Source organism: Marinicella marina (genome assembly GCF_030065545.1).
Classification (GTDB): domain Bacteria; phylum Pseudomonadota; class Gammaproteobacteria; order Xanthomonadales; family Marinicellaceae; genus Marinicella; species Marinicella marina.
Window position 1 is genome coordinate 17,407 of record NZ_JASJNC010000011.1, and the last position, 26,420, is coordinate 43,826.

The window sequence follows — 26,420 nt, forward strand, 5'->3', positions numbered from 1 at the left end:
TTAAATCCGGATCGGGGGTCGGGATGACTTTTGTTTCAAGGGTGGGGAAAAAGAATTTCAAAGCCAAGACCACACTTCATCAATTAATAACCTCAATCTACAAGCCATTCCTATGAGTCAATCAAATAGCATCATCACTTTAAAATTTGCTCGTGATTGTATAATTGCTATAATCAGATAGTTGAATTGGACTGATAATTGGTCCTGCCCATAAACCACAACCCAAATAACCATGAAAAAACTGCTATTGATTCTGACTTTGATGTGCCCTTATTCACTGCTGGCTGGTGATGTCATTGCTCGATTTGGGTTTGAAATAACTGATGATTTACCGATATTGGATGATCCTACTGGGTTTCCCTCCGATCGCCATACGCCTCGACCCATTGGTTCTACTGCTTCTGCCCAGGGGTATTATGAATACTTACCGCCGGGCTATGATGAGGGTGATCAGGATTACCCACTGATCGTTTTCATTCATGGTTTGGGTGAGAATGGTGATGGTGATGCTCAATTGGACGATTTGTTGGACAATGGTATTCCTAAACTGATTGATGACAATCAATGGGATGAGACGCGTCCATTTGTGGTGTTATCTCCTCAAAACTCGCAAGGCAGTTGTACCCGTTCTGCTGCTATTTTTGACTTCATCAATTATGCCAAAGAACAATATCGCATCAATCCAAACAGGGTCTATTTAACGGGATTGAGTTGTGGCGCTATTGGTAGTTGGAACTATTTAGGCAATCATACCAATACCCAAATCGCAGCTGTGGTGCCCATTGCTGGAAATGGTAACAGTGCCTTCACCAATGGTGGTTGTGAGATGAATCGGGTGCCTATTTGGGCTTTTCATGGTGATAATGACAGCGTCGTCAATGTGGGTGGTACGACCAACCCAATTAATAACCTTTTGGCTTGTTCTGATCCTGCACCCATCGACACCAGCATGGTGATTTATCCTGGGGTGGGGCATGATTCATGGACCAGAACCTATAACCTCTCAGCTGGTCATGACATCTACAGCTGGTTCTTGACCAAGAAAAACATGCAAGTGGTGGTTCCTGAGCCGCTGATGGTCGGTAATGACATCAAGGTGGACTTTGGCATAGCCTCTGGCGCCAGCCCCGATCCATGGAACAATGTATCCAACTTATCCGGTGCTGTCATTAATGCCTTAGATAACCAACTGAGCAGCACCACTGTGAGTTTTACAATAACTGACTCCTTTGATGGGACCAATCAAAATGGCATCGGCGCTAACAGCTTGGGCCTGCCTGAAATGGTCACTGCCGATAACTTTTGGGCGGGTTCATTTGATGGTCATGATGCCGCTTTGCTGGAATCTGCTGCGGTCACCATTTCTGGTTTGGATCAAATGGCTACATACGATTTAGAACTGTATGCGAGCAGAACCGGTGATGATGGTGGACGCTTCAGACTGACTCGTTATACCATTGGAGCCACTTCTTTGGATATGGAAGTTTCAGATAACACCGCCGGTAGTGTCATTTTTGATGACATCAGTGGCAGTGACAGCATCATTCTGGAAATAACTGTCAGCCCAGATGGAACAGGGCGCTTTGCTTACTTGGGTGGGTTAAAGTTATCAAGGATTGAATGATTCTATACAATGGGGTGTGATTCAATGGTGGCGAAATAACGATTGGGAAAAATCAAGACAATTCCCTTGCGTCCTACGGTAGCCTAATCCATCCCAAGCACTTGGATAATACCTCAGTTTAAATTAGAATTAAATCTCACCTCAATGGACAAAACCTAATGGATTACTTCATTAAATCAATTTTAACTTTGGCTTCATGCCTGACAGCCTTTACCAGCTTTGCAGGTACGACTTTTACAGTGGAATCAAATACAGATGGCTCTCACCGAATCGTTTTGAGCAGTGATGAAGTCAGTGATGTGAAAGCTGCGCAGGCTTTGATATCAGAACGTGCCAATGAGGTTTGTGGTGATCAATTTGTGGTTTTAGGTCGTTATGAATTTTCAAAGAAAGAATCATTGAATGCTCCTGATAATCAAGAAGCCGTTACTTTTGAATTAGATCAAGAACTGACATGTGAAGATGAACCTATTGAACAATCAAGAACTGAGAAAAATTCAGATGTTGTTTTTGTGGCTGATGACCAGCTCAAGCAACAAGCCATGAGTGCCTTCGATACTTACAAAGGATTATTGAATAAAAAGAAATACAAAACAGCTTATGAGATGTTAACTGCTGTGAACCAGAACATCTCACCTTATAAGCGCTGGAAGAAAGATAAACAGGCGTTTCGTAAAAGTGTTGGAGGGGCTGGTGAGTTTGTTGATTTGAAACTGACTTGGTATAAAGACCCACCAAATGCGGCAGGTCCTGGTATTTATGTGGCATTTGATTATGGTTGTGTTTATCCAAACCTTGAACTCTGTTCAGGGGTATTGATTTTTCATCAAGACGAGTCAGGCGAGTTCAAAGTCATCAGGGAAGAGACCAATATGATGGATAAGGAAGCGGCAGCATCCATGTCTGAAGTAAATTTCTCAGTGAGACCACATCAGACAGCAGGCATCAGTTCAGAGCAGTGGGCAAATTACTATCAGCTGGCCACCATCAAATACAGTGGTGCTGTTTACAGTTATGAAGACAAGTGTACGACCCAAGTGGCCGCAAAAGACATCAATGCCAATATTTACTTTACTCAGCCTTGTCATTCAGCACATCCTGCATGGGTGACCATTTATGTTATTGAGGAGAATCAACACTTAAGACTTGGGCAAATTGGCTATTTTGCTGGAAGTGAATCTGCCTTTGCAGAAATGTACAAGGCCTATGGTGTGCTCAGAGAGCAAATGATTGAGGATATGAGGCAACCTAGAGATTAATTTGAGCTCAACAGGGTAGATGCAAATTGATTTTTCTTTTAGTATTAAAAGATTAGTTTTTAAGAATTCCTATGAATTAATAAGGATAAAGAAACCCAGATTTATAGAAGCTACTGAAGAAGGAGAATATACATGGAAGAATTAGGCGTGATTTTTTATTTAATATTGGTTTTTTTACTGTTCTTTGGGGTGCCTATTAAGCACCTAATTGCGCTGTTTGGCAGTGAAGAAAAATTAGCTCAGCTCTATGAAAACCCAGAGGACTATAGGGACTTGGCTTTGATTCAGGTCGCTAATATGGTGTTTCTGTTCTTGGTGTATTTAGGGGCCTGGTTGATGTTACGGAATGCAGGCCCGGGTAGTTTCAATGGCATTATGCTTTTACCATTTATAGTCATCTATTTTACTGTGATGGTAATCCACCAGAAAAAAATCAACAGACTGGCAAGAAACAATGAGGCGCGTTGGGAATGAAAACAATGAGGCCAGTGATGCTGATTATCCGAAAGTCAAGGCGTCAGTTCCTTGGAAGTAAGGTAAATCCAAATTTAAAAATATCAATGAGAGTGAAAATATGAAGTTCAAATTAAAAATTATTTTGTTATTAATGATTGTCCTGCTTAAAGGATGTGCAACTCAAGGTGTAAAAACTTTGGCAGCCATAGACGAAACCAAAAGGGTTTTAGTGGTTTCAACAATGGGTGATGATTATGAATTGATGCACATTGGGTTCACTGTTTTTTCGAATAAATTTAATACCATCGATGTCAGTGATTGGCAGATCGATGATGTTGTTGAAGAGAAAGTGAGTGAGTTCATTACTGATGAGAGGTTCGAACTGGTTTCACATGATATATCCTCATTAAAAAACAACATGGAAAAATTAGAAAATAGTTTTTGGTCAGGTAATATTGTTTTTAAAGGATTTGATGAAAAGATTTTTCCATATGCTTTAAAAGAAAATTTTGACATGGTTTTATTTATACATTCTGTGGTGACGGAGGACCCTGTTTATTTCACTGGCTTGAATGTGGGTGGTTTTGGGTTGTATAAAAGAAGCGCATTCGGCAGGCCAAGTGCGAAATATTATGCGATCAGTTCAGTTTCTTTATACGATGCCACAACAAGAAAAAAAATAGCCGGAACAATGAAAACAATGTCAAACTTCACAACCAAATACCACAATAATAGAGGTGTTGAGACTATTGGTTATTCGGATATCACGGAAGACAAAAATGTCATGTTTGAATTGATTTTGAATGGTGTAAAGCATCAATTGAAAGTTTTAGGAGTGATGAAATAAATCAATCAAATGTACAAATCAACGTCTCTGAATCCGTTGTTTTTATAATACTTGGGCTGAAACACTGGTTGGTAACAAAAGGAATAGGATAAGGAAACTGTGAATAAATACATCAAAGTCATTTTGTTGTTGGTGGTTGTCATCAGCATCGCTGTCAATATCATTAAACAACAAAACAACGAGCTAAAAGATCAATCGGTAGAGATACAACCGGAACCAGTCGGGCAGCCCAATGTAATCAGTCAGGCTGAGGAACAGCCGGCACCAGTGGTGTTTGATCAGCAAAAGTGGCAAGCAGAACAAGATAAAATGATGGCAGAGCAAGCTAAGTTGTGGCTGTCTTTTTTGAGTCGCCGCGAGGTTCAGCCGATGAAAGATGATCCCAGTTATATTGAGGCCTATCGGGACTATGTGTATTACGAAGGGTGTATGATGATGATAGGCAATGCGTTATACGATGAAGACCCCTTCCAATATGTCCTTGGTGGAAGAACTTTCGAAGAAATACCAGCAGCACAACAACAAACCCTGGTAAATCGTTTAGATCGATGCGTTCAGCTTTCTGATTTCAGCACGGGTGTCTACTATGCTGAAGTGGCCAGAAAACAATTACAAGCGCGGTATCAGGCCATCAAGCCCAAAACAGCCAAAGAACGCAGCCTTGAGGCCACCTTGAATCTGCTCAGAGATTTTAGGGAAAACCACAATCGATTAAGAAATGCCCGAGCAGGAGAAGACATCGATGTGAACCTGCGGTTTGAACTATGGGATATCAGAAAAACACTGGAACAACAAATGCCACAACCCCTCAGCCTATTTGGTGGCTATTCTGAAGCCGATCAGCTGTTGGTGGATGAACTGAACCAACAAATTGCTGAAATAGATCAGCGCTTGGAGGACAACAAGTTCATCGATACCGAGTGGATAACTGAACTCGAAGCGGTGAAAGAGCAACTGACCGCACAAATCATACATGAACTGGTCAACACCACCTCATCCGATGCTTATTTGGCGATTTATGGCATGTTGACCGAGCAGTACACCCAAATCGAAGCGCCGGAAATTGCCGCGCAACTCACTGGCGGCATAATTATCATTCCTGACAAGTACGCCAGCTTTCTGGAACCAGTGGTGGTGCATTTCAGGGCCTGTGAGTTGTCACATCCCTGTGATCTAAACTCAAGGCTGGCTGAGAACCTTTGTTTGAACTTCGCCAGAGAAAATGCACCCTTGGCGTGTGAAACAGGTGTGATTGATTATTATTTAAATCATCACCTCTCAGCCAATCAGTTGCTTGATGTTGAACACATAATCACGGGAGGGTACTAAAATGAAATACGGTATATTGTTAACAGTGATTCTGGCTATTGCGCTCATCTGGTATTTCACTCAAGATCAATTGCCAGAACAGACCAATGATCAAACGCAAGCGACCACTCCTGAAAAAGTAGACCCAAGCCTATGGAAAAATGATTCTGCACCGATTGAACCACTGAAAGAGCCGGTTGAAACACCCACCACCAATCAGACCCAAATGCCTGAAGCTGGGTCTGAATACTGGCCTGAAGGTCAGACTTTTCATCAAGATCCAGTGATTGATGCATTCATGGGCATGATTGAGTATTCATTGTGCAATGAATATATGTCGCCAGATAAAAACAATGGAATCAATGTCAGTGACTTGAGTGAACAACAAAAAGATCACCTCATGTCACATTTCAAGCAATGTGAAGCACAACAAGAGCAGATTAAAAATTACTCGAAACAAAAACTTTTGGCCAAAATGAGTGAACCTGAATTCCGTAAAAGATTTGAAGCATTTTTTAGTGGTGCTGAAACATACACGCCAGAACAAGTGGTTAACATTTACTCAGAAATCAACAAGAAAACCGGCATGGAACTGCTGATCACCGCCAACATGTACAAGCGCTTTTTTCAGCAAGAAATCACTCCGAAAGTAAAAGCTCAACTGCAGGCCCATGATCAAGCCATGGTCGAATACGTCATCAAACAGTCAAGCTTCTTGGTGGCTTGTGAACGTGGTGCTGATTGTAGCGCTGACAGTGCGCTGATGAACAACATGTGTCTGGAATATGAGCAAGGCTGTGGTCTGGACTTCAATACCTTCGTCAACACCCACTACATACCAGGCATCCGCAACGAAATCCAGATAACTAAAAATCTGCTCAAAAACTTGTTTAATTTCAATTAGAAACAGTACTTATTGGGGTCAGTAAATTAATCAATGGGTCAATCACTTACTTGATCGGCAAATCCCGTAAACTGACAGTGGTTCCCTTATTGTGGGTACTCATTTCGAAAGTAATGTTCTGGTGTTCGCAAAGCCGGTCCACCAATGATAATCCAATGCCAAAGCCCTGGCTGTCGGGGCCTTTCATCAAAGGTTTTTTAACATGCGGCTGGAGCGCGTCTTCAATGCCTTTTCCGGTGTCTGTTACACTCAGTACATTGTTCTTGAATTGGATGGTGACGGTGCCTTGGTGGGTGTATTGAAAGGCGTTACCGATCAGGTTTGATAATAAAATCACCAATTCAGCTTCATGCATCAATAACTGAGTGTCTGCAGCGACATCAATGATCACTTCAACAGCTTTGTCTGCAATGTGTTTTGATTGTTGTAAGACCACTTTTTCAACCACCGGCAACAGTTTAATGGCGGGCACATGTTGTGGTGTTTTCTCCCTGGCCAAAGACAACAAAGTCACCACGGTTTGTTCCATCTGAACGCAGGCAAAGTCTATTTGTAGGAGGGTTTTGAGCTGTTGTTTGTCCAGTGTTTTTGTTTGTTGTAGCAAGAGTTCAACTGAGCTTTTGATCACTGCTATGGGGGTTCTGAGCTCATGACTGACATCACGGGTAAAGTGCTGTTCTCTGCTGACGAAGTAGGTCACCCGGTTGATCAGTTGTTTGATGGCCTCTGCCAATTGTCTGACTTCATGTTCAGCTTGGTTGGATGGGAAATCATCAGGCAGTTTGTTGGGTTCTAATAATGCCACAGAATCGGCCAGTTGAGTCATTGGCCTGGCGGTTCTTTTGGCCAGTTTGAAAGCAAAATAGACCGCCAATATCGTCACTAAGGTCGCGATGACTGACAGTGACAAGACAATGAATCTGGTGTGCGAACGCACCATCAACATGTCACTGACTTCAGAAATCAAAAAAGGTCCCTGGTTTTGGTTAAACCGATGGATGTGAAAGTATCGCTCACCGGTGCCTTGCAGTTCAACCCGATCAGGTTCCGTTGCCAGAACTTGGCTGATTTCGGCCGGTAAATCATCACTGGATGCATAAAATCTCATGTAAGCAAATCGTGGTTCCGGCCAACTACCATGGGTGGCCTCCGCTGCCGACATATGTTCTGCTTCAGCCTGAAGGTGTAAATCAAAATATTCATCTTCAATCGTATAGGCGATCAGAAAATTAACCGCACTGAACAGCACTGCACTGACCACCGCGAAGCCAATGAAATTTCGGATGATGATGCTTTGTAGGCTGGTTGTTGGCTTGTTTTTAGTCATGGTTCAGCTTTCTGCCTGAAGTGAAAAACCAATGCCATGGTGCGTTTTGATCATGGCAAAATCAAAGGGCTTATCCACCACCGTCCTTAATTGATAAATGTGGCTGCGGATGGCATCTGATTCTGTGGGTTCATCACCCCACAACTTTTGACTGATCTCAGAGCGGGTCACTTCCCGAGGATAGGCTTCAGCCAACAAAGCCAACAGCTTAAAGCTCATGGCATGCAGTTCCAGCAAGTTGCCACCCCGATGCGCTGTTTGTTGTTGCAAATCCACTGACAAATCGCCAATGGTGATTATGCTGCTTTTGTTGAAACCGTTGCGCTTGGCAAGGGCCAGACAACGCATGTGCAACTCCTTGAGTTCAAACGGTTTGGTCAGGTAATCATCGGCGCCATTTTCAAATCCTTTAATTTTGTCATCCAGTGTGTCTCGGGCGGTTAACATGATGATGGGGATGTGGCGTTTAGATTTCTGGCGAATCACTGAACACACCATCAGACCGTCCAGTCCTGGCAACATGACATCAAGGATAATGACATCATAATAGTTCTCTAAAGCCAGGCTCAGGCCCTGTGTGCCCGTGTAGGCAAAATCCGTGATGTATCCCAGCTGTTCAAAATAGCGACTGATGTTATGGGCTATTTCTCTTTGGTCTTCAATGACCAGTACAGATAGATTGTGTTCAGCTTGCATCAGATTTCAGGTGTTTGTATGCCAAGCCATATCAATGGGCTGGGTTCTTTTGTATTCAATGGGATTGATTATAACCTGTGGGTTCAACACCCTACATTATAGCAACAATCTCGCCGCTTTAAACTGCCATTAAGTTCACACCCAAAATTGTGAAATGAATGTGAAATCCACTTAACAGTCATTTCACAGATGGCGACATAAAGTCATTGTTTTTACTTTGGAGAACACCAATGAAATGCACTTTTAGAAAAAACAAAAGCCATACCATATGGCTTGCCTCCTTGTGGGTGGTGATGTTCAGCACCAGTGACCAGGCCATGGCTGAATCGGCCGAATCACAGACTGAAACACAACTCCAGCAAACGATCCTGATGGTGGTCAGTGGTTATGGTGAAGACCAAGGCAAAACGAAACCCGGTTTTGAATTCGATGAACTGGCCAAAGCCTATTTGACCTTTCGCGACAATGGGGTCGCAATCGACATTGCCAGTCCGCAGGGTGGGGCGGTAGAAGCTGATGAATACGATGCCAATAAAAGTTATAACCAAACATTTTTGGCAGACCAACAGGCTGTCAGTAAACTCACCGACACCCTGGCCCTCAATGCAATCAACAGCAGTGATTATGCAGCGGTGTTTGTGGTCGGTGGTAAAGGTGCGATGTTTGATTTGCCATATGATAAAACACTGCAACACATCATCGCAGATGTCTATCAGGCAGGCGGTAGTGTGGGTGCTGTGTGTCATGGTCCTGCGGCGCTGGTTGATGTGAAGTTAGACAACGGCAGCTACCTGGTGACAGGTAAAAAAGTTAACAGTTTTACCAATATCGAAGAACAGGTATTCGGTAAAAAATGGGTGCAGCACTTTGACTTTCTGATTGAAGATAAATTCAAAGAACGACAAGCACACTTTGAAAGCAGTCCGATGATGCTCAGTCATGTGGCCATTGACCAGCGCCTGGTGACCGGACAAAACCCAGCATCAACAGTCGACACTGCACAAACCCTCCTGAAGGCCATGGGAATCACCCCCAATTCGGGTAATCAGTACAGCGATGACTTGACCTTGAAACTGGTGGCTGAGATCCTCAAAGGAGATGAACAGGCGATACATGAATACCAAAACAACACCGCCAGCTATCAACCCATGCTGATGGGTATGTATGGCTACATGTATTTTGCCGCAGCTGAAGCCGAGGACGATTACCGCAAGGCAATGACCTTGATGCAACTGGCTCAAGATGACATGAATCACCCCAAGCTGAACCTGCAAATTGCCAAAGCCCATATGAAATTGGACCAGACCAGTCAGGCCAAGAAATTGCTCACTGAACTCAGCACCAGTCATCCTGATCTCACTGAAGCCCAAGATTTGCTGGCGCAGCTGCAGTGATAGCGTGCTGCGACTGAAGCCCAATGAATACTTGAATGTTGCAGGCTTTAACCACTGCCTGCAACATGCCGCATTAAAAACACAACCGACACATAAATCATGGTGAAAACATTGAAAAAAATGAGCTGGTTATTATTGGCAATGATCATGCTCCTCATAGCAGCTGTATTTTTACTTTACCTGCTGCCACTCAAAGGCCCAGATGTGCGACCAGTGAAAGGAGATTGGTTCATCACCAACATTCATGTGGTTGATGTGGTCAACGAACGCATCACGAGGCAGCAACATGTGGTCATTACCGATGGACGTATTGAAGCCATTTCAGCATCGATACAACCCACGGATTACGGCCATCACCAGTTGATTGATGGCAGCGGAAACTACTTGATGCCAGGATTGTGGGACATGCACACGCACAGTTTGAAAATTTCCCCATACATTCATCATCCCATGTTCATTCGCTTTGGGGTGACTTCAGTGCGGGACATGTCCGGTTGTCTGGATCAAAACGATGCTTACTGGGGGTGTCCGAAGGACAGAAAGACATGGTCACAGCAAGCAGATGCCGGGCAGGCTGTGTCTCCGATTTACCACCAACAAAGCAGTTACCAAACCAATGGTGGCAACGAAGTACCTGATGGGTTTGTTGATTATTTCCGTGTTAACAGCCAACATGATGCTGAACAATTGGTGGACTTCTACGCCACCCAAGGCACGGATTTCATCAAAACCTATTCTGAACTCAGCCGGGATCAATTCAACTGGCTGGCTGAAGCCGCAGGTGAGCAGGGCATGACGCTGGCCGGTCACAAGCCCTTAAAAGTTCCATTGACAGAAGCGCTCAACAATCAGATGTCCAGCATCGAACATGGCCGCTTGTTTGCCTTTGATTGTTATCAGGACATCGCAGGATTCAGAGGCCTGGATGACCCCATTTCAGCCTACAACGCCGATAAAATCAGAGACATCATTAATCAGCAAAATCCAAAGCGATGTGCACAGTTGATGCGCGAAATGGCCAACAGCCAGTCCGCCTGGGTACCCACTTTAACCACCTTGAAAATGAGTGCCCAATCCAAAGCTGTTAACTTTGAGGATGAGGCCCTTCTTGACTACATCCCCACAGTGGTGAAAACCTTGATCTGGCAACCGGATGTAAACAGAGCCGCCAGGGGGCATGATCGTGAAGGCCGATTTGTGCATCAGGATTATTATGAATTGGTCGAAACCCAGATCAAACAAGCCCATCAGCGGGGTGTGAAGATTTTGGTCGGCACCGACAACATAGACACCCTGGTATACAGTGGCCTCAGCGTCCATCATGAACTCCAACATCTGGTCGAAGCCGGCATGCCCACAACCCAAGCCCTCAAAGCCGCCACCTTGTGGCCGGCAGAGTTCAGTGGCGTCGCTGCCATCACCGGCAGTGTAAAGGAAGGCAAGCGCGCAGATCTTATCATCCTCCGTGCCAACCCCCTGGACGACATCAAAAACACCCAAACCATCAAAGCTGTCTTACTCAATGGTCACTACTACGACCACCAAGCCCTGATGTCACTGGAGCAATACACCAGCGAAATGGCCAGTTCGATTCATCTCAACACCAAATACCTCATGCACATGCTTATGAGCCCCCTGATGCGGGTACAGTTGGCAGACTAGCTGTTTGATGAATGCTGTTGGGACATGATTGCTTTCAACCGCCTAAACACGCTCGGTGAGGCGGCTATGAGTAACAAGGCTTTATCAATCAAAACCCGAGCGAAAAATAATTTCAGGGTAATATTCATAAGCGCCAGCATCGTAAGTGCCAAAGGCATTGTTGACGCTGCTCATGTCATGGCCACGGGGGTTACCATTGAGGCCTGGGTGTTGGTCGGTGAAAAGGTCGTTGTCACAAAAGTCGATGGCATCAGAGGCCAAGGAAGGGCGGTAGTCACCCATGGCTGGATTGATGAAAAGTGGATCATTGGTCAACACGGCACCGACGTTGCCGCTGAGGCTGGCTGACTCATGCACAGTGGCACAATCGATTTGGGCGGTGGCTGGGCCATTAAAATTAAATATGGTGCCGAAGTCCCAAATGATGCTGTTGAACACATTAATTAACTGGCTGCTGTTGCTGTTGTTGGTGGTGAAAAAATTGTCCACGTTGTTGTTAACCACTGTATTGAAACCGAAGTCCAGTTGTGAGGCCTGGTTGTTATCGCCATCCAGGTAGAACAAATGAGGGGCCGCGGATTGTGCACCCAGACCATCATTATTGCTGATTAAATTGCCTTCAAGTCGCAAGTAAGCGCCGTTGTCCAGCACAACCCCAGCCGTATTGATAGACAGGTTGTTTGCAACCAGTGTTTGCGAAATATCGACTGAGCCACCTGCAGAAATGTGTCCAGTAGCTCCAGTGGCTGTAAAAGACAGGGTTTCGTTTCTTGAGAGTTCAGAACACAAGTCTTGATTTGAATATTGGCAACCCTGTCCAGACCGGCCCATGGTTAAAGTGGCTTGATCAGTCACCACGAATCCGCCACCGTCCCCGTCAGCAGAATTGAATTGCAAATGGGTGTTGCTCAACATGGCTGTGGTGTTTGCGCCAGCCAGATACAAGCCACCACCGGCCAACTCATTGAACGTCGTCGCAAAGTTTCCGATAATTCGAGCCGGATTATCGGTGTTGCCTTGTGCGACCAATTGAGCTCCAGTTTGCAAGTACACCCCACCGCCACGCTGGGCTTGGTTGTTGCTGATGCCTTCATCGTCACGGCCAGCAACTTCAGCGCCGCTGTCACTGTGAACGGCACAACCCATACCAGCGAAGATTCCGCCGCCATTGAAGTTGGCCTGGTTGTGGTGAATGGTGCTTTGGGCATCGATGCTTACATAAGCATCATTGGAACAATAAATGCCGCCACCATAGCCGGTGACGCTGTTGTCACGCACTTCAGTATTTTCCAAGGCCAATCGCGCTTCATCGCCAAACACATGGATACCCCCACCTTCATTGCCCTGGTTGTCACGAACCACGGAGTTACGCAAAATCAAATTGGAATTACCGGTCACCTTAATTCCGCCTGCTGAGGCAAAGCTGGTGTTGTTGCCAGCATAAATGTCAAAGTTTTCAATAATGACGGTACTGACAATGGTCAAATCAGCATCCACTTCGATCACCGTGTTGTTATTGCCATTGAGCCCACTCCATCGGGTCTTCTGTGAGCCCATGACATTATTTTCTGCATCTTGGCAACTGTCATAACCGCCTTTGATTACTTTGATTTTTTCAATGGTGAAATTGTTGCTGTGGACTTGCTCATTAGTGACCCGCATTTCAATGTCGCTGTCTTGATAGGCAGGGAAAATGTTGTCGTAGTCACAATCAGGCGTGTTACCGACTGTAACAAAGGCCATGGCCATGGAATGACCGACCAATAAACCAAAACCTACTAACTTTTTAACTGTGATTGCTTGCATGTGTATCCTCGTTTTTTTAAATGACTAAACATGCCATTCTTTGTATAATTTGAAATCTGAAAGAGCCTGAAAAGAGTCTGAATCAAGGTGGAATTCAATGATTTTGTGATGTGATTGGCAGAAAAAGTGTATGGCTTGTGGATTTATAAGACTACTGATTACCCACAACCGCCCCGATTCAGTTACGTATAATGGACCAGTGACCCAAAGCACGATTGATAACAACAACCCATGAACAGCAAAAATAACGCATGATCTATTCGATCAATCGCATTCAGCTCACTGAACAAGACGCAACCGTGATGACAGGTGGCGCTGCCTTACCCCTTTCACCGCGCGGTCACGCCTGTTTGTTGTTGTTTTTGAAAGCCAATAATCAAGTACTGAGTAAAGACCAACTGATGCAAGTGTTGTGGCCGAAATTGGTGGTCAGCGATGACTCATTGTTTAAAGTCATCCAGGAAGTGCGCAAAGCTTTGAAAGGGCTTGGGCTGGACAGTGAAGAGTTGCGCAATGTCTATGGCAAAGGCTACCAGCTCAAATCCAAGGTCACCGCGCATGAAGGGCAACCCCGCAGGCCAATGGTTTGTCTTTTGCCAGTGTTGTTGTGCCTGTTGGTGTGGCTGTGGATGATGAACCGCGAAGTTGAATTGTTACTGACCGATACCGAATACCAACAATTGATTCAATCCATTGAATCTGACTTCACCCAGCACCAAGACGGCTTTGCCCATTTGGGTATTCGTGCCGATGCGCATCCAGATGACCAGCTGCGCTTGGCACACATAGAAGGCCTTTCGGCTTATAAACAAGGTGATTACGCAGGCAGCATCAGCCACTTACGCGGTGGGCTAGAGCAGAGCAAAAGCCTTGGCCTGGATGGTGTCAAAGCGGAGATGAATTTACTGTTGGCTAAAATGTTCATCTATCGTGAAGATCGCCTTGCCCTGAAAGCCTTTCTGGATGCCGCTGAAACCCATTACGGGGTCACAGGGGATACCGTCGGATTGACCTTGACCCAAATCGAACGCGCCAGATACCACCAAGTGATGGGCGAATACCCCCAATCTATTGATTTGTTGCAAACCATACTGCAAACCGCCGAAGCCAATCAAGACACCGAAACCCAAATGCGCTCTCACAGCAACTTGGCTTATTCCTACCAACAATCCGGCCAAACAGCGAACTACATCAAAGCCCACGAAGCCACATTAGATTTGGCCTTGGGCTTGCCAAACGCTCGATATGCAGCCTTTTCATACGGTGCCTTGTCACAAGTTTACTTACAACAAGGTCAGTACCAAAAAGCCATGAAATTTGCCGAATTGGCGTTGAAATATTGCCTCGAACAAAAAGACACCAACGTCTTCCAACAAGGCTTCAGTTATTTCTACCTGATGCTACCTGAAGCCGGTCACCTGGAACTGGCCGACAACTATTTACAACAAGCCATCGACATCCAAGCCCAGTTCAACCCCCAAGGCCGGCTGCTGATGGCTGAGTTAAGCCTGATCAAAACAAAAACCTGGCGCCAAGATCACAGTGGCGCCCTCAAGGTGCTCAAAGAACTGTTGGCTCATGACCTGGATTCCAGCACCAAAAACGAAGCCTTGGCTTGGTTTGCTTTGAATCGTCACCACCGGGGCGATAACATTGGCGCCTATTCTACTGCCAAAGCCGTGTTGTCTGATGATGCAACTAATGAGCAGGCGCATTTCCTTGCGCTCACCGCCCTGACCCTGTCAGCGCAGCAACTGGAACGAACCGAAGAAACCTTGGCCAGCTTCAAAACCATGACCTCCAAACCCAAACCACCTGGCTTGTTTGAACAAGGCCTGTGGCTGAACTTGGTGAACGCTGTGCACGGTTGGCAACATCATACCGACCAAGATATCAATCCAGATAATACCGAGGTCAAATGGTCTCAACAACAAGCTGAATACCAATCCCGCTTGCAACAAATCCAAATCCAAACACAACCTGATGAAGCATTGATTGAGGTGTTAGATGACTATTTGAAGCGAATCCTGGACTAAAATCTTCCCGCTAATTTGGCAGCCTTGATTGCACATATCCTTGGTGTCCAGTGTCTGCGTGAATCAAGATCAATGGGGCAGAGGCGTTGATTAAGAAACCTAATGGTCCAAATCTTTTGAGTTTGGATGCCATGAATGAAGCCTAATGATATTTATGTCTACTTGGAAACCCGGGTCTCAATTTATATCAATGGGGTCATATATGAACACTTCGCTTGATTCAATTGATTTTGGAAAAAGCACTCATTGGATAATTAAACCGGCGTCTCTGAGTCCATTATTCACAATGTTTTGGTAATCATTATTTAATTAAAATGCCTCCAAGTTATCAGTGATTTTTTTATTTGTATATTAAAAAATAATATATATGTAAATAATTATGAACTTTTTCGTTGTTATATACACAAATAAAATGTACGTTAAGATACGTACTAAGTTAATTATATGATAACTAAGGAGTACTTATGAAAAAACTATCACTAATTCTAATTTTAATATTCTTTGTATCTAATTCAAATTCTCAAGTTATGGGGCCGCCTATAGGATGTGGTGGAGGCAATATTGGATTTTGGTACACTGAACAAGCACCTTCTATAGCCGGTGGAAGTTGTCAGTTCATGTATACCTGTGAATTTGTCGGATTTAATCTTGATGGTTCAAACCAATATGGTTGGGTTTACCAAGGTATAGGGTGTCATAGTGGGCCTTAAATTTAATTTAAGCATTTTAGAGAGTAGCCTTTTATATTAGCTAACTCTTTTAATCAATGGGGTACAATCAATGAAATCAATAAACATTAATTATGACCCCATTGATTGATGAACTTGCAATTTTTTCACACCAATCAAGTTATTATCGCTTTCGTAATTGTTTAAAAACTTCTATTGATTGATCCATTTATGGGTCAATCGACCACCACTCAATCGTTTTGACCTGAGGCATGAAAAAAACTGAACCTGACAGCATTGATACCTTGTATTTTGATGGCAATTGTCCGATTTGTAGCAAAGAAATGGCTCATTTAGAGACACTCAAAGATGACAGTTTGCAGCTAGCGGACATTCATCAACTGCCGGTGTCTGATAGCAGGAAGCAAGAGCTGATGGCTGTTTTGCACCTGAAGACCTCAAAGGGTGAAGAGGTGATTGGATATCAGGCCAATTTAAGGGCTTGGCAACACACTAAATATGCGTTCTGGGCTCGATTGTTGTCCTACCCTCCATTTTCCTGGGCAGGTGGCTTGGCTTATGCGGTTTGGTTGCGTTATTATCATTGGCGCGGAACGCGCTGCGCGCTCAAAAATTAATTAATTGATAGCTCCGACTGATACATAGGTCTCATAGCTCATCAATGCTGACAAACTCATCAATTGGTTCTGAGTCTCAGAAGTCCGGGATGAAGATGTTGAAAAATATGGGTTCATTGCCAACAATATTCAAAAGGTATGGTGGGATTTAAATCTAAATCAAAAGGATTGCCGAAATAGGTGTTACCGGAGGCCTGTCCGAGCACGTTGCGAAATCGAAACGCCCAACAGGAGTTGATGGTGCTGTCCACGGCGTTATCAATCAAGGTTAAGTTGGTAAAATCTCTGAAGGCCAAGTAGCCATCCATCAGCACGTTTCTGCGAATGTCCAAGTCAGCACTTTGGTACATGTAAAACCCACAGCCATCGCACACATTATCGTGAATGAAAGTGGTCGCTGGGTTGGTTTTGGGCGATGAATTAGAGTAACCAATGATGCCAACTTTTAAGTTAACAGTTAATTCTCTGACTTTGATGTAGTTATATCTGATGGTTTGGTCGGCATTTTTCCAATACACCACAGAACCATCTGTGCCACGCCCAATGCCGCGTTGTTCCATGGTGTTGTACTCAATCAGTACATTACGCCCGTCGGTATTAACAATATGACCGCCACCATAGTTGATATTGGTATCAATGGTTCCGTTGGCGTAGAACAAATTATTGCGAATTTGAATGTCACGACTTTCATAACTTAAACTTTCAATATCAATACCAAATTGTGGTGGTGTGCCGTTGATGTCGTGAATTTCATTGTTCTCTATCAACAGCCGAATGGCGCCCACTACTGAAATACCTTGGCGGCGGTTGTAATCGAATTCGTTGTTGCGGATGGTGGTATCTAAAGTTGAGGTGTTTGAATTGGCTACCAATAAGACGCCATCGCCAGTGGCATGTGATAAATACATGTCTTCAATCAATACATATTGGCTGGCTTTGACACAAATCAAATGTCCTTCATCGTGAGCGGTTGCACCGTCTTGTCTGGGTGTGTAAATGTGGGTCTCACGATCGCCGCGAAGAGCGCCGCCACGAATGATGACATTAGAACGGGAGGTAACATCTATCACACAATAATTCCATTTATCGTTGGTGTTCATCTGTATCACAGCAGCGGCATCGAGTTCAAAAACCATGTCATCACGCAGCACAATACCGGCTTGATAGATGTCGTTACCGTATTTTCCTACCAGGTAGTTACCTGCCGGTAATCTAATCGTGCTGTATCCGGCTGCTAATGCCCAATCAATTGCTGCTTGAATATTGTCAGTGTTAACAGGTGCTGGACCCTGTCCGTCATTACGAATGCCCCACCGCTGTAATTCTATCGTGTATGTGTTGCCGCTAATTACCGGTAGGTAAGGGCGAGGCCCGCCTGGTTGTTGTTGAAAATCATTCACAAAAATATAGTCTAGACCTGCAATACCAGTCGCAGACCAACTTAATGAGCCCGTAATCAATACCCAAATATAAATCCAAGACAAAGTCTTATTATTCATTTTTTTTCACCCGAAAAAGCATATGTGTTACTTGTGATATCCTATTCACTTAACTCACCTGTATTTGTGAAACAGTCAGCAAATGTTAGATTGAAGGCGGCAGTAGCAATTTGATTGTGCATGCCAATAATTCATTTTTATCGATCATCAGACGATGAATCGTTTAATCTGTTGGCAGTAAAGCCAAAAATCATGAACATAATACCAATACCAATGAAAGCTGCATTGGGCTCACCAAACAAACCGGGTAAGAAAAATAATAATCCACCTATTATCCAAAGAGTTTTCGATACTGCTTTCTCATGCTTTTTGATTTCGCTGGTTTGTTTATCAGTATGTTTATGTTTCACGGTGACTTTTCTCTGTGATTAATTTCGATGGGTATACCAGTATAAAAAAAACAACAGTAAATGAATGAGCCAGTGGTCACTAATCAGTGAAGGCAGCGACGTTGGTCCAGAGATTGGAGATGTAAACATAGGTTAAGTGCAATCAATTGGCATCGCAGTCTATTGGTTATTAGGTTACAAAAGTCATTCAATGGACGAAAGCAATGGTTCAAATCTATAACCATGCACAACCAGTTATTTTGATACTGGGTTCACAAATTCAAAATAACAGATTTGGGTGATTAAAAAACACTTGGCTAGGTGGTCATACTGTGGTGGAATGTTTGGGGTAATTTATCCAAACATTAAAATTCATTCAATCACACTATGATAAACCAACAAAAAATCCAATTTGCGCAGGCCAAAGATGGCACCAACATCGCTTATTCTGCCAATGGAGAAGGACCCGTGATGGTCAAAGCGGCTAATTGGCTCAGTCACATGGAGTATGACTGGGAATGTCCGGTTTGGCAGCATTGGTTGAATGATTTATCGAAGAATAACACCTTGGTTCGTTATGACGAACGCGGTTGTGGGTTATCTGATAGGGATGTTAAGGATTTATCGTTTGAATCCTGGGTGGATGATCTTGAGACCGTGGTAGACACCATGGGTTTGAAGCGGTTTCCGCTGCTTGGGGTCTCTCAAGGTGGCGCAGTAGCGATTGCTTATGCGGTGCGACATCCTGAGCGTGTCAGTCATTTGATTTTATATGGCGCGTACGCACAAGGCCGATTGGTCAGAGACAGCTCAGCTGCATCTCTGGAAGAAGCTGCTACCATGAGCAACTTGATTAAACTTGGCTGGGGTCGTGAACACGATGCCTTCAGACAGGTGTTTTCATCGCAGTTTATGCCTGGCGGGGATTTAGAGCAATTACAATCATTCAATGAACTGCAGCGCATATCCTGTTCACCAGAGGCTGCAGTGAGATTTTTGGATGAGTTTAACCAGATTGATGTGTTGGATTTGGCGTCACAAGTGAAATGCCCGACCCTAGTGATGCATGCCCGAGGTGATTTACGTGTGCCATTTGATGCGGGCAGACAGATAGCGTCATTGATTCCGCGGGCACAATTTGTACCATTAGAATCAGACAACCACATCCTTTTAGATGAATTGGCCTGGTCATCCTTCATGTCACAGCTTAATGGCTTTTTCAGTGAGTACCCAGATCAGAACAGCCAGCTTGTTCAAATTTCAGACCTCACACCAAGAGAGCTGCAAGTTTTGGATAAAATTGCTGCTGGATTGGATAATTCTGAAATTGCGACTCAATTAGGCCTACAAGATAAAACGGTCAGGAACCACATCACGCACATCTTTGATAAGCTGGCGGTGAGTTCCCGCGCCCAGGCCATTGTGATGGCGAGGGAAGCAGGATTGGGTAAACATTAAACTCGATGGTACCTGTTTATTTTCTCAAGTGTTTTGGGCTCAGAATTCATAGTTGAATAAAAACCACACATGCTGGGTATCTGCGCCGAAACCTGAGGCGTGGTATTGGGCATACTTGAGTCGGGTTGAAATTTTATCTGTTAATCTGTACGAAATGGACGCATCGACTTCATAGCCAAAGCCTTGGTTGGTGCTTTGTGCTTCAAAATCGTGGTACCTCAAGTACCAACTGAAATCTTCGAAACCTCCTATCACTCCCATGTAAGTATCCTGCAAGCCAGCATCAGGCGTGGATAAGAACTGGTCGGACCAACCATTGAAGGCATGTAAAGTGGCCAATGGGGTTCGGAATGCTGAACCAGCGCTGTTGGCGCTACCGCTTAATACTTCACGACCAACAATGAAATCGACCACTGGCATCTCCAAAGCAGCTTCTATTCGCCAATAATTGGCGCTGTAGCTGACTGGGTTATTGGCACCATCTGATTGTCTGGCAAAGTCCAAACCAATACTTAATAAGCTGTTCTCAAGCTGTAAGAATGAGTCAAATGAAACCCCAAAGGTTTGGGTGGAAAAAGCGCTGACATCTTCATTGTCTATGTCGTAATAAAACAAGGTCAAATCATGCTGGCCACCCCATGACTGTGACCAGTTGATAAGCAAGGTGTTGTTATCATGTTTTCCGGCGGGCACATCATTGCCAAAAATGCGGTTGACCTGATCGACATAAGATATAAACAGTTTGCTACCAGCCAGATCAAAGTCGAAACTAGCGGCATCGTATGTCTGTTCGTTTTGTCGCCATGCCACACCACCGATAAAACGCTGGTTGTCTAAAGTTATCCGCTGGCGTCCCAGCTTAAAGTTGTTATCTGAGATGTTGTAATTAACCCAAGCTTGGTTGAATTCTGTGCCATTGGGGTCGGCCACAACCGGAAATTGTGTTCGGTCAGGACTGGTACCAGCTCCTGAATTGAAATCATCGCTGAAAACTTCAGTGACATCATCCACTTCAACGAAAAAAGTCACGCCCTTATAGGCCACAGTGCTGTAGTTCAGGCGGGTTCTGAGCGTCGATGCCTTGGCATCTTGTGCAAACAAGTCAGATTCGACCCTTTCATAGCGATAGCGCATGGTCAGTTGGGTATGACCACCGGTAAGCGCGTCCATCAAGTTATCCGCTGCGATTGATTCATCGGTAACAAAGGTAAACGAGTACAAGATAAAAATAGAGATGTAAGTGCTGTTAATGATTGGATTTTTCATGGTTCAATACCTCGTTCGGCGGTAAGACTTACCAAACTTGTTGCGGTGTTTGGGTACTTCTGGTCTGGTAATAATTATCGATTGTTTGATGTTTTTATGATCGTTTTCAGGCGTTAAATCCAGAGTTTTGATGTTCGCTCTTGGGTGCCAGATTTTTAATTTTCCAGCTGCTTGTGGGATGTTTGTCAGCTCAAAACTGCCGTTTTGGTCTACCTGCGTGAAGAAGGGTGTTTCTAAAACCAATATGTCAGCTTGCATGGAATGGTGCACATTACAGTGTACATAGATCACGCCAGGTTTTTCAAACACAACATCTTTGGCTAAACCGGCTGAATACAAACCCAAATCAAATTCACTCGTGGGTGAGACTGAAAATACATTGTGTAGTATCCGATCCATATTCGGAAAGCTGACGGTGCTGCCGGCTGTTATGGCCAATACACTGGGATCAAACTGTTTGTTCAGTGTGGAGATCACCGCATCTGTTGTGGGTAATTTTGTGTTCAATGGATCAGCAGGTTCAAAATAAACAATGGTATTCGTCAATTCAGCATTAGGCTCTTTCAGTTTCGATTGGTCTAAAGCGATTTGTCCTTTAATAGTAAGTGTTGCATTGGCTGGTGCCGGCTTCGGTGCGACATGTTCAGGTTTAACAGGCTCAGGTTTAACAGGCTCAGGTTTAACAGGTTCAGGTTTAACAGGTTCAGGTTTAACAGGCTCTGGTTTAATAGGCTCAGGTTTAATAGGCTCAGGTTTAATAGGCTCAGGTTTAATAGGCTCAGGTTTAACAGGCTCAGTTTCAACAGCCTCAGGGACTGCATTGATGACCGGTTCACTTGGCGCTTCGGCCGGTTTTTGGTTCGATTTGTAGTAACACCCCTGCATAAGGATAAGTGTCATTAAAAGTATGTATTTGTTAAATGATTTGATTGGCATGTGTCTATTTACCCGCTGCTCGGGTCATCAGTGAATTCAAGCTTCATTAAAGCATGATTAATTGCCATCGTCTTGAGGCCACAGCCCCATCAAAAGCCACCATTTTTCAGCACTTTGGATGAAATTCATCATACTTTGGGGCCAGTGTCCCAAGCCCCTGAATGATTTAATATTTTCTTAACTAAAAAACCGTTCAGTCATAGGGCTAGGGCCTCAAGACAGCATCGATTTCAAATGATTAAATACACCCACACTTGAGAGGTGAGGTACTAATGATGCTGATGGAGTCGGTTAAAGCACATTGATACCCGCCTTTAAGAAAAGAATTATCCGTTCACCTCGCTGGTCCAAGGATGGATCAGTGATTTTGACACCGTGATAATTTTGAACTTAATAACGATGTAAAAACAACAACACCAAAAGGTCATATTCATGAAACAAAAGAAATTAACCAAAACAATCAGTGGCATCCTCAGTTTAGGCACTTTTTGTCTTGCTCATGCTGGGGGAGAGACAATAACAGTCACATCAGTCAGTGATGAGCCCGAGGCAGGCTTGATAACACTGCGTGAAGCGATTGCGATCAGTAACGATGTCTCAGGTGCTGCAATCGAGTTTGACAGTGAAGTGTTTTCAGTGCCACAAACCATCACTCTCAGTAATGGCAACATGCTGATCAGCGAGAGTGTAACTATTAATGGGCCAGGCAAGGATTTACTGACCATTGATGGCGCGCAAAACAGCAAAATTTTTCGCATAGACAACGATGACGAGTCTCTTATCAATGCGGAGATTAATGACATCACTTTAACCAATGGCCAGACCAATGCTGATGAAGATCGAGCCGGTGGTTGTATATTTTCTTTTGAAAACTTGACCTTAAACAACTCAACAATAAGCAACTGTCGAAGCGATGGTAGGGCCGGTGCCATTTTGGCACGTTTTGGCAGCTTGAACATCAATAACAGCACGGTATCGGATAACTTCGCAGGCAATGATGGTGGTGGTGTTTACTCAAGGCAGTCAGTAACAGTCATCAGCAACTCCACCATCAGTAACAACACCGCTGTCGTTTCTGGAGGTGGCATCTATGCCATGCGAGGCAGTATTATCGAGATCGTAAACAGCACCATTTCTCAAAATGATATCAGGAGGCCAGAGAATAATCGTGGTGGCGGTGTCTTTTTAAAAGAGGGCAACACGCGTTTGAACTTGGCAAATACCACGGTTTTCAGTAACACGGGGGAAGGGATATTCATCCGGGATTCAAGCACAATTAATATCACCAACAGCATCATCGCGAGTAACTCTACTGGTGATTGTGATTTCAGCCAGATCAATGGTAACTCAGCCAACCAAAATAACCTCGATACCGATGGCAGCTGTGATGTCTTTGCCAGCAATCACATCACGGTTGTTGACCCACTTTTGGATGTTTTGAGAGATAACGGCGGCTTGACCATGACGCATTTACCTTTAGATGACAGTCCTGTGATTGATGCGGGTGATGACTTTCTGTGTACTGAATTTGATCAGCGTGGACAAGCACGCCCACAAGATGGGGATGGTGATGGCTTTAACATTTGTGATATTGGGTCGGTCGAGTTATTGCAGTCTGAAGGTAACTTGATTTTTAAAGATGGGTTTGATGAGCTGGCTTGTGACTTGGAACCCACTAAAGGTAACCGGGGTTGTCGATGAACCATTCAATTTATATGGGTTTGATGCTGTTACTGTTCTCAAGTTCCTTCGCGCCGGTAGTGGGTGTAACTGACCGAATTTCAATGACTGATGAAGTCTGTCATCAACAAGAGACAGTATACAACGAACAGCACAATACAGCAGTGGCAAGTATAAATTCAGCTGCCGTTTATGTGGTGCAGGATGACCTGATGAAGATCAGCGCTACTGCGCTTGGCGGCAATGAATATGGTATTAAAAGTCACCGACCATTGGCCCGCAGAGCCGCTTTATAACTGATTATATGGTTTGTGGCTGATATTGACTTTTTGATAGTAAAACTGTGGTGAGCATGTAAAAATTGTGACCAATCAGTGCTTTTTCCATACTTATGCCCCAAAGTTCAACTAACAACACAACAGAACAAAACCCAAAGCTCCTTCAGGGCATCAAAGTCCTCGACCTCAGCCGCATTTTAGCAGGCCCTTGGGCGAGTCAGAATTTGGCCGATTTTGGGGCGACGGTTTGGAAAGTTGAAAAGCCGAGGGTGGGTGATGATACGCGGCATTGGGGACCGCCTTATGTAAATGCTGAGTATGATGAAAACCCGCTTTCGGCTTATTTCATCGCAACCAACCGCGGCAAGCATTCGGTTTGTATTGATTTCACTCAAGCACAAGGGCAGCACATTATTCGAGAGTTGGCCAGCAAGGCCGATGTTTTGATAGAAAATTACAAGGTGGGCGGCCTTAAGCAGTATGGCTTGGATTATGAAAGTTTGGCTCAAATCAATCCTGGCTTGATATATTGTTCAATCACGGGTTTTGGTCAAACCGGACCGAAAGCAGAGGAGGCTGGTTATGATGCCATGATTCAGGCCAGCGGTGGTTTGATGAGTGTTACTGGCGAACCTGAAACTGCGGGTGGTAAGCCACAGAAAGTAGGCGTGGCGGTAGCAGATCTCATGACCGGAATGTATGCCACCACGGGTATTTTGGCGGCTTTAAACAACCGCCATGTAACGGGGCAGGGCCAGCACATTGATCTGTCATTGTTGGATACCCAAATCACCATGCTGGCTAACCAAGGCATGAACTACCTGGTCGGTGGCAAAGTGCCACAACGTCACGGCAATGGCCACCCTAATATTGTGCCTTACCAAAGCTTCAGCTGTGATGACGGCGAAATTTTACTGGCTGTAGGCAATGATGAGCAGTTTTTAAAAGTTTGTTCGGTACTTGGGCTGGCAGCTGTTGCGGCAGATACTCGATTTAAATCCAATCAAGATCGGGTTATGAACAGGAAGCATTTGATTCCAATCCTAGCCAAAGCCCTTTTGTCCAACAGCACCCAACACTGGTTACAACAGTTAAAGCAAGTGGGCGTTCCTTGTGGCCCAGTGAATGACATTGAGCAGGCACTGAACGAACCACAGGTTAAGCACCGCAAAATGGTGTTTGAGATGACTGGTGATAACCAGCAAAAGATACCGCAAATAGCCAACCCGCTGAAATTTTCCCAATCAGATTTATCTTATGAAATGCCACCACCACTTCTGGGTGGTTCAACCGAGGCTGTGCTGACAAAAGAGCTCGGCTTGACTGAAGCTGAAATAGCTGAGTTGCAGGATGCTGGCGTGATTTGATGAAAATCAAAAGCCTTCTGCTTAATTTACTGCAAGACCGGAGTCACCTCATACCCAGCTTTTTTGAGCAAGTTAATCACGCCGTTTGGGCCACCGAGATGGGCTGCACCGACTGCAAATAAAGTGGGTTGTTTTTGGATGATTGGTGGGATTCTTTCAATCCATTTGATGTTTCTCTCATCCAGAATGGTATTAATTAAGTCCGCGCTGTTTTTAACCCTGTTCAGCTCTCTGATGGTCATGTTATATATGGTTTTTATGTCTTCCGAATAATAGGCTTGCAGTAATTCACCGAATACTTCAGGAATCATTAAGTAGGCTTTCATTTCATCATCAGTCCATGGTTTATCAGAGATAGGTGGCTCCATGGCCTTCATTACTGTGATTTGTTCATCGAGTGATTCTAATGATTTTATGGGTATGTTTTTTTCACCAGCTAATGTGGTTAAGGCATCTTCAACACCAATAATGGGACAATCCAATGATGTCACTAATAAAAGAGCCGAGATAGCAAATATTTCCATGTTTTTAAACATGTTTATGTCATAGTCTGTATATTTACCAATGACTTCCTCGAGTTGTTTATATTGTGCAGGGGATAATCGTTCCTCTAGTGGTACATCATTTATCATGAGTGACATCATTTCTGAAGGGTCTTCGAGGTGAATTTCAAAATACAATTGTTCAGTCTGCTCAAGCGCAGCTACAAACCGTGGATTTTCGACGTAGTCTTTTTCACACATGATGTGGACGGTTCCAGCAATGTAGGAGGGTTGTTCGATATTTGGACCAGTGATTTTCCACAAAAGTGAACTTTCAAAAAGTGGTTCCTTATTGGTTGCGCTTGCCATGAAGGTAACTATGATTAAAAGCACGAATGTGATGATTTTATGTTTTATTTCCATATGAGTGATGTCCTTTGGGATAAGTTGTATTTGATGTCGCTGCTTAAACACAGCCGTCTAACTTTTATTGTACTACA

At 44.3% G+C, this 26,420-nt stretch carries 23 protein-coding genes; 15 read left to right on the forward strand and 8 right to left on the reverse strand.

Annotated features, from left to right (window positions below; translation table 11 throughout):
- The first annotated feature begins 232 nt into the window (after positions 1-232).
- The 6 genes from QNI24_RS14795 (at position 233) to QNI24_RS14820 (ending at position 6,398) form a co-directional block, all read left to right on the forward strand.
- Entirely contained in the window at positions 233-1,624 is a 1,392-nt protein-coding gene (locus tag QNI24_RS14795) for a carboxylesterase family protein (RefSeq protein ID WP_267177327.1), read from the forward strand.
- A 158-nt stretch (positions 1,625-1,782) separates the two neighbouring features.
- Positions 1,783-2,883, forward strand: coding sequence for a hypothetical protein (locus QNI24_RS14800; protein WP_267177328.1), 1,101 nt, complete (start codon positions 1,783-1,785; stop codon positions 2,881-2,883).
- Between the two features lie 132 nt (positions 2,884-3,015).
- Complete coding sequence (locus QNI24_RS14805; protein ID WP_267177329.1) at positions 3,016-3,357, forward strand: hypothetical protein; 342 nt, start codon at positions 3,016-3,018, stop codon at positions 3,355-3,357.
- A 100-nt stretch (positions 3,358-3,457) separates the two neighbouring features.
- Complete coding sequence (locus tag QNI24_RS14810) at positions 3,458-4,186, forward strand: hypothetical protein (protein WP_267177330.1); 729 nt, start codon at positions 3,458-3,460, stop codon at positions 4,184-4,186.
- A gap of 99 nt (positions 4,187-4,285) precedes the next feature.
- Entirely contained in the window at positions 4,286-5,515 is a 1,230-nt protein-coding gene (locus QNI24_RS14815; protein ID WP_267177331.1) for a hypothetical protein, read from the forward strand.
- 1 nt (position 5,516) lies between these two features.
- The gene (locus QNI24_RS14820) at positions 5,517-6,398 is read left to right on the forward strand and encodes a hypothetical protein (protein ID WP_267177332.1); all 882 of its coding nucleotides are present in this window, start codon (positions 5,517-5,519) and stop codon (positions 6,396-6,398) included.
- A 46-nt stretch (positions 6,399-6,444) separates the two neighbouring features.
- Here the strand turns inward: QNI24_RS14820 and QNI24_RS14825 are convergent, their stop codons facing one another.
- Entirely contained in the window at positions 6,445-7,725 is a 1,281-nt protein-coding gene (locus tag QNI24_RS14825; protein WP_267177333.1) for a sensor histidine kinase, read from the reverse strand.
- 3 nt (positions 7,726-7,728) lie between these two features.
- Positions 7,729-8,421, reverse strand: coding sequence for a response regulator transcription factor (locus tag QNI24_RS14830; protein WP_267177334.1), 693 nt, complete (start codon positions 8,419-8,421; stop codon positions 7,729-7,731).
- 230 nt (positions 8,422-8,651) lie between these two features.
- Here QNI24_RS14830 and QNI24_RS14835 point away from each other — a divergent pair, with 230 nt between their 5' ends.
- Positions 8,652-9,815: a DJ-1/PfpI family protein gene (locus QNI24_RS14835; RefSeq protein ID WP_267177335.1), complete on the forward strand. Its 1,164-nt coding sequence runs from the start codon at positions 8,652-8,654 to the stop codon at positions 9,813-9,815.
- A gap of 120 nt (positions 9,816-9,935) precedes the next feature.
- Entirely contained in the window at positions 9,936-11,477 is a 1,542-nt protein-coding gene (locus QNI24_RS14840; RefSeq protein ID WP_267177336.1) for an amidohydrolase family protein, read from the forward strand.
- Between the two features lie 84 nt (positions 11,478-11,561).
- Here the strand turns inward: QNI24_RS14840 and QNI24_RS14845 are convergent, their stop codons facing one another.
- Positions 11,562-13,283 carry a hypothetical protein gene (locus QNI24_RS14845; protein WP_267177337.1) on the reverse strand — a complete coding sequence of 574 codons (1,722 nt, stop codon included), beginning with the start codon at positions 13,281-13,283 and terminating at the stop codon, positions 11,562-11,564.
- Between the two features lie 251 nt (positions 13,284-13,534).
- Here QNI24_RS14845 and QNI24_RS14850 point away from each other — a divergent pair, with 251 nt between their 5' ends.
- From QNI24_RS14850 to QNI24_RS14860, 3 genes are all read left to right on the forward strand, one after another.
- Complete coding sequence (locus QNI24_RS14850; protein WP_267177338.1) at positions 13,535-15,319, forward strand: winged helix-turn-helix domain-containing protein; 1,785 nt, start codon at positions 13,535-13,537, stop codon at positions 15,317-15,319.
- Positions 15,320-15,783: 464 nt separating this feature from the next.
- A complete protein-coding gene (locus QNI24_RS14855) occupies positions 15,784-16,029 on the forward strand; it encodes a hypothetical protein (RefSeq protein ID WP_267177339.1) in 246 nt (81 codons plus the stop codon).
- 230 nt (positions 16,030-16,259) lie between these two features.
- The gene (locus QNI24_RS14860; protein ID WP_267177340.1) at positions 16,260-16,625 is read left to right on the forward strand and encodes a thiol-disulfide oxidoreductase DCC family protein; all 366 of its coding nucleotides are present in this window, start codon (positions 16,260-16,262) and stop codon (positions 16,623-16,625) included.
- Positions 16,626-16,738: 113 nt separating this feature from the next.
- Here QNI24_RS14860 and QNI24_RS14865 read toward each other — a convergent pair whose 3' ends face one another.
- Together QNI24_RS14865 and QNI24_RS14870 are read right to left on the reverse strand one after the other, a co-directional pair.
- Entirely contained in the window at positions 16,739-18,124 is a 1,386-nt protein-coding gene (locus tag QNI24_RS14865) for a right-handed parallel beta-helix repeat-containing protein (protein WP_267177341.1), read from the reverse strand.
- A 137-nt stretch (positions 18,125-18,261) separates the two neighbouring features.
- Positions 18,262-18,474, reverse strand: a complete 213-nt coding sequence (locus tag QNI24_RS14870; RefSeq protein ID WP_267177342.1) for a hypothetical protein — start codon at positions 18,472-18,474, stop codon at positions 18,262-18,264.
- 366 nt (positions 18,475-18,840) lie between these two features.
- On the opposite strand from QNI24_RS14870, the gene QNI24_RS14875 reads away from it, so the two are divergent.
- The gene (locus QNI24_RS14875) at positions 18,841-19,911 is read left to right on the forward strand and encodes an alpha/beta fold hydrolase (RefSeq protein ID WP_267177343.1); all 1,071 of its coding nucleotides are present in this window, start codon (positions 18,841-18,843) and stop codon (positions 19,909-19,911) included.
- 39 nt (positions 19,912-19,950) lie between these two features.
- Here the strand turns inward: QNI24_RS14875 and QNI24_RS14880 are convergent, their stop codons facing one another.
- Positions 19,951-21,177 (reverse strand): alginate export family protein, encoded by a 1,227-nt coding sequence (locus QNI24_RS14880; protein ID WP_267177344.1) that lies wholly within the window; start codon positions 21,175-21,177, stop codon positions 19,951-19,953.
- Between the two features lie 3 nt (positions 21,178-21,180).
- Complete coding sequence (locus QNI24_RS14885; RefSeq protein WP_267177345.1) at positions 21,181-22,077, reverse strand: cupredoxin domain-containing protein; 897 nt, start codon at positions 22,075-22,077, stop codon at positions 21,181-21,183.
- 468 nt (positions 22,078-22,545) lie between these two features.
- Between QNI24_RS14885 and QNI24_RS14890 the strand changes: the two genes are divergently transcribed.
- The 3 genes from QNI24_RS14890 (at position 22,546) to QNI24_RS14900 (ending at position 25,438) form a co-directional block, all read left to right on the forward strand.
- The gene (locus QNI24_RS14890) at positions 22,546-23,814 is read left to right on the forward strand and encodes a choice-of-anchor Q domain-containing protein (protein WP_267177346.1); all 1,269 of its coding nucleotides are present in this window, start codon (positions 22,546-22,548) and stop codon (positions 23,812-23,814) included.
- Positions 23,811-24,089 carry a hypothetical protein gene (locus QNI24_RS14895; RefSeq protein ID WP_267177347.1) on the forward strand — a complete coding sequence of 93 codons (279 nt, stop codon included), beginning with the start codon at positions 23,811-23,813 and terminating at the stop codon, positions 24,087-24,089. The genes QNI24_RS14890 and QNI24_RS14895 overlap by 4 nt, the downstream gene beginning before the upstream one ends.
- A 95-nt stretch (positions 24,090-24,184) precedes the next feature.
- Entirely contained in the window at positions 24,185-25,438 is a 1,254-nt protein-coding gene (locus tag QNI24_RS14900; protein WP_267177348.1) for a CaiB/BaiF CoA transferase family protein, read from the forward strand.
- Between the two features lie 26 nt (positions 25,439-25,464).
- Here QNI24_RS14900 and QNI24_RS14905 read toward each other — a convergent pair whose 3' ends face one another.
- Positions 25,465-26,343 (reverse strand): TraB/GumN family protein, encoded by an 879-nt coding sequence (locus QNI24_RS14905; protein ID WP_267177349.1) that lies wholly within the window; start codon positions 26,341-26,343, stop codon positions 25,465-25,467.
- Positions 26,344-26,420: the final 77 nt, after the last annotated feature.

Bases quoted from the DNA above. Each gene is read 5' to 3' on its own strand.
- QNI24_RS14795 (WP_267177327.1), top strand. From the start codon at position 233: ATGAAAAAACTGCTATTGATTCTGACTTTGATGTGCCCTTATTCACTG.
- QNI24_RS14800 (WP_267177328.1), top strand. From the start codon at position 1,783: ATGGATTACTTCATTAAATCAATTTTAACTTTGGCTTCATGCCTGACA.
- QNI24_RS14805 (WP_267177329.1), top strand. From the start codon at position 3,016: ATGGAAGAATTAGGCGTGATTTTTTATTTAATATTGGTTTTTTTACTG.
- QNI24_RS14810 (WP_267177330.1), top strand. From the start codon at position 3,458: ATGAAGTTCAAATTAAAAATTATTTTGTTATTAATGATTGTCCTGCTT.
- QNI24_RS14820 (WP_267177332.1), top strand. From the start codon at position 5,517: ATGAAATACGGTATATTGTTAACAGTGATTCTGGCTATTGCGCTCATC.
- QNI24_RS14825 (WP_267177333.1), bottom strand. From the start codon at position 7,725: ATGACTAAAAACAAGCCAACAACCAGCCTACAAAGCATCATCATCCGA.
- QNI24_RS14830 (WP_267177334.1), bottom strand. From the start codon at position 8,421: ATGCAAGCTGAACACAATCTATCTGTACTGGTCATTGAAGACCAAAGA.
- QNI24_RS14835 (WP_267177335.1), top strand. From the start codon at position 8,652: ATGAAATGCACTTTTAGAAAAAACAAAAGCCATACCATATGGCTTGCC.
- QNI24_RS14840 (WP_267177336.1), top strand. From the start codon at position 9,936: ATGAGCTGGTTATTATTGGCAATGATCATGCTCCTCATAGCAGCTGTA.
- QNI24_RS14845 (WP_267177337.1), bottom strand. From the start codon at position 13,283: ATGCAAGCAATCACAGTTAAAAAGTTAGTAGGTTTTGGTTTATTGGTC.
- QNI24_RS14850 (WP_267177338.1), top strand. From the start codon at position 13,535: ATGATCTATTCGATCAATCGCATTCAGCTCACTGAACAAGACGCAACC.
- QNI24_RS14855 (WP_267177339.1), top strand. From the start codon at position 15,784: ATGAAAAAACTATCACTAATTCTAATTTTAATATTCTTTGTATCTAAT.
- QNI24_RS14860 (WP_267177340.1), top strand. From the start codon at position 16,260: ATGAAAAAAACTGAACCTGACAGCATTGATACCTTGTATTTTGATGGC.
- QNI24_RS14865 (WP_267177341.1), bottom strand. From the start codon at position 18,124: ATGAATAATAAGACTTTGTCTTGGATTTATATTTGGGTATTGATTACG.
- QNI24_RS14875 (WP_267177343.1), top strand. From the start codon at position 18,841: ATGATAAACCAACAAAAAATCCAATTTGCGCAGGCCAAAGATGGCACC.
- QNI24_RS14880 (WP_267177344.1), bottom strand. From the start codon at position 21,177: ATGAAAAATCCAATCATTAACAGCACTTACATCTCTATTTTTATCTTG.
- QNI24_RS14885 (WP_267177345.1), bottom strand. From the start codon at position 22,077: ATGACACTTATCCTTATGCAGGGGTGTTACTACAAATCGAACCAAAAA.
- QNI24_RS14890 (WP_267177346.1), top strand. From the start codon at position 22,546: ATGAAACAAAAGAAATTAACCAAAACAATCAGTGGCATCCTCAGTTTA.
- QNI24_RS14895 (WP_267177347.1), top strand. From the start codon at position 23,811: ATGAACCATTCAATTTATATGGGTTTGATGCTGTTACTGTTCTCAAGT.
- QNI24_RS14900 (WP_267177348.1), top strand. From the start codon at position 24,185: ATGCCCCAAAGTTCAACTAACAACACAACAGAACAAAACCCAAAGCTC.
- QNI24_RS14905 (WP_267177349.1), bottom strand. From the start codon at position 26,343: ATGGAAATAAAACATAAAATCATCACATTCGTGCTTTTAATCATAGTT.